We start from the raw sequence: 3205 nt of genomic DNA, 5'->3' as shown, positions 1-3205 counted from the left end.
GGCCGAGGCCCTGCGGGGGCTGATCCCCTGGGATTTGCAGCGCAAGCTGGATGAGCTGGCGCCCAGTCGGCTGGACACGCCCCTGGGGTCGGCGGGGATCGACTATGGCGCCGAAGGCGGGCCGCGAGTCGAGATCCGGGTGCAGGAACTGTTCGGCGTCGTCACCCATCCGACCGTCGGGGGCGGGCGGGTTCCCCTGACCCTGTCGCTGCTGTCGCCGGCGCGGCGACCCGTTCAGGTGACGAAGGACCTGCCGGGTTTCTGGGCCGGCTCCTGGGCGGCGGTGCGGTCGGATATGCGGGGTCGCTATCCGCGTCATCCCTGGCCCGAGAACCCAGCCGAGGCTCAGCCGACCAACCGGGTCAAGCCGCGCGGGACCTGACCGCCGGACTTGACCGCGCGGGACGGGCAAAGCATTGGCTTTGCTTCCAAGCAGGATTTCACCGTGTCTGACGCAAAGATTGTTTCACCGACCGCCCGGAAGGGGCGGGTTCTTTTCGCCAGCCTGATCGGCACCACGATCGAATTCTATGACTTCTACATCTACGCCACGGCGGCGGTGCTGGTGTTTCCGAAGCTGTTCTTCCCCGGCGCCGATCCGACCACGGCCATGCTGTCGTCCTTCGCCACCTTCTCCATCGCCTTCTTCGCGCGGCCCATAGGCGCCCTGGCCTTCGGCCATTTCGGGGACCGGGTGGGGCGCAAGGCGACGCTGGTGGTGGCCCTGATGACCATGGGCGTGTCGACGGTGGCGATCGGCCTGTTGCCGACCCATGCCTCGGTCGGGATCATCGCGCCGCTGTTGCTGGCCCTGTGTCGGTTCGGGCAGGGTTTGGGGTTGGGCGGTGAATGGGGCGGGGCCGTGCTGCTGGCCACCGAGAATGCTCCGCCCGGCAAGAAGGCCTGGTTCGGCATGTTCCCGCAGCTGGGCGCGCCGATCGGCTTCATCCTGTCGACGGGCGCCTTCATCGTGCTGACCTCGACCATGAGCGAGGCTCAATTCGAGGCTTGGGGCTGGCGGCTTCCCTTTCTGGCCAGCGCCGTCCTGGTGTTTGTCGGTCTGTGGGTGCGGTTGAAGATCACCGAAACGCCGGAGTTCCAGAAGGCGATAGATCGCAAGGAAAGGGTCAAGGCGCCGGCCGTGACCCTGTTCGGCCATCACAAGATGGCGCTGTTTCTGGGGACGTTCAGCGGGGTGACGACCTTTACCCTCTTCTATCTGATGACCGTCTTCGCCCTGGGTTGGGCGACAACGGGGATGGGGCTGTCGCGCGGCGACGTCCTGCCGGTCCAGTTGATCGGGGTGCTGTTCTTCGCCGCCTTCATTCCGGTGACGGCCCTGCTGGCGGACAAATACGGGCAGGTGAAGGTGCTGATCGCTTCATCGGTCGGCATCGCCCTGTTCGGCGGCCTGTTCGCGCCCCTGTTCGGAGCGGGCCTGACGGGGCTGCTGATATTCTTCGCCCTGGGCTTCGCCTTGATGGGCTGCACCTATGGCCCCATAGGCGCGGCGATGGCGCGGCCTTTCCCGACGACGGTCCGCTATACCGGGGCGTCGATGGCCTTCAATCTGGCCGGGATCGTGGGGGCGTCGCTGGCGCCCTATCTGGCGACCTGGCTGGCGCGGAACTATGGGCTGGCGGCGGTCGGCGGTTATCTGGCCCTGTCGGCGGTGGTGACCATACTGGCCCTGTGGGGCATGGGACGGGTCAGCCCGGAGACCGAGCTTTAAGCCTCGTCCGTGGCGGCGTAGACCATAATGCCGGTAGCGATGGCCAGGTTCAGGCTGTCGGCCCGGCCCCGCATCGGGATCTTGACGTTGACGTCGCAGGCGGCGGCGAGATCGTCGGTCAGGCCGGCCTGTTCATTGCCCATCAGGATCAGCGACGGCTTTTGCATTACTGCGGACCGGTGGCTGACCGTCGCATCCAGGCGGGTGCCGACGACACTGCCGGGCCAGGTCTTGCGCCAGGCCAGGAAGGCCTCGGGATCGGTCTTGGTGATCGAGACGGCGAAGACCGAGCCCATGGTCGCGCGCACGGCCTCGACCGAATAGGGATCGACGCAGTCGCCGATCAGAATGACGCCGCCGCATCCGGCCGCGTCGGCGGTGCGGATGATGGTGCCCAGATTGCCGGGATCCCGCACCTGCTCCAGGGCCACCCAGCAGGGGGCGGAGGCGGGGTTCAGGCCGTCCAACGGCGCATAGGCCTGGTCGAACACGCCCAGCACGGTCTGCGGATTGTCGCGGCGGCTGATCTTCTCGAGGATGGCGTGGGTGACGATGATGATGTCGCCGCCGGCCTTGCGCGTCTCAGCCTTGGCCCGGTCCAGCAGGGGGTGGGGGCGAGCCTCCTCGCCGACCAGCAGCATGCGGGGCGCGCGGCCCAGGTCCAGGGCCTCGCCGATGAACTTCAGACCTTCGGCCAGGAAGGCGCCGGTCAGGTCGCGTTCCTTGCGCATATGCAGGGCGCGGACGCTCTTGATCGTGTCGTTCGTCAGGGAGGTGATGACGCGATGTTCGTCTCGGGCGCTCATCGGCTCCACCGCGCGAAGAAGGACAGGCCGATGGCGCGGGCGTCCGGGCCGTCTTCGGACAGGGCCAGTTCGCCCCAGTCGATGCGGCCGCCGCGATCCTGGGTCGCCTCGGCCATCAGATGGGCCAGGGACAGGCCCGAGACCCGCGCCGCATAGGCGTTCAGCAGCAGGAAATCGGCGTCGTCGGCCAGAAGGGCGGCGCAGTCCTTCAGCAGGGCCGGCATGTCCTCGAACAGGCGCCAGACCTCGCCGGTCGGGCCGCGGCCGTATTTGGGCGGGTCGAGGATAATGCCGTCGTATTTGGAGCCGCGACGGACCTCGCGGGCGACATATTTGCGGGCGTCCTCGACGATCCAGCGGATCGGGTGCTGAGCCAGGCCCGACTGTTCGGCGTTCTCGCGGGCGTAGTTGACCGACTTCTTGGAGGCGTCGACGTGGGTGACCTCGGCGCCCGCGGCGGCGGCGGCCAGGCTGGCGACGCCGGTGTAGCCGAACAGGTTGAGGATCTTAGGGGCTCTGCCGGCTTCGCGAGAGAAGCTGCGCACGCGGTTGTCCAGCCATTCCCAGTTGGCGGCCTGTTCGGGGAAGAAGGCCAGGTGGCGGAAGGGGGTGAAACGGCCGGTGAATTTCACGTCGCGCCATTTCAGGGGGAAGGCGTCGATGGGGC

4 protein-coding genes are annotated in these 3205 nt (G+C 67.6%); 2 read left to right on the top strand and 2 right to left on the bottom strand.

The features are described 5' to 3' along the window. Together ACILQR_RS16245 and ACILQR_RS16240 are read left to right on the top strand one after the other, a co-directional pair. Positions 1-382, top strand: a 382-nt coding sequence (locus tag ACILQR_RS16245; RefSeq protein ID WP_395652404.1) for an ATP-dependent helicase C-terminal domain-containing protein, incomplete at its 5' end; no start/stop codon positions are given. A 63-nt stretch (positions 383-445) separates the two neighbouring features. Continuing rightward, positions 446-1732 carry an MFS transporter gene (locus tag ACILQR_RS16240; RefSeq protein WP_395652403.1) on the top strand — a complete coding sequence of 429 codons (1287 nt, stop codon included), beginning with the start codon at positions 446-448 and terminating at the stop codon, positions 1730-1732. Here the strand turns inward: ACILQR_RS16240 and ACILQR_RS16235 are convergent. Together ACILQR_RS16235 and ACILQR_RS16230 are read right to left on the bottom strand one after the other, a co-directional pair. Then, complete coding sequence (locus tag ACILQR_RS16235; RefSeq protein ID WP_395652402.1) at positions 1729-2538, bottom strand: TrmH family RNA methyltransferase; 810 nt, start codon at positions 2536-2538, stop codon at positions 1729-1731. The genes ACILQR_RS16240 and ACILQR_RS16235 overlap by 4 nt on opposite strands. Then, a partial coding sequence (locus ACILQR_RS16230) for a class I SAM-dependent methyltransferase (RefSeq protein ID WP_395652401.1) occupies positions 2535-3205 on the bottom strand: 671 nt, incomplete at its 5' end. The genes ACILQR_RS16235 and ACILQR_RS16230, both read right to left, overlap by 4 nt.

It is taken from the genome of Brevundimonas sp. (assembly GCF_044239655.1).
GTDB lineage: Bacteria > Pseudomonadota > Alphaproteobacteria > Caulobacterales > Caulobacteraceae > Brevundimonas.
Note: the sequence above shows the minus strand (reverse complement) of the source record. Positions and strands in the feature narration are given on the sequence as shown.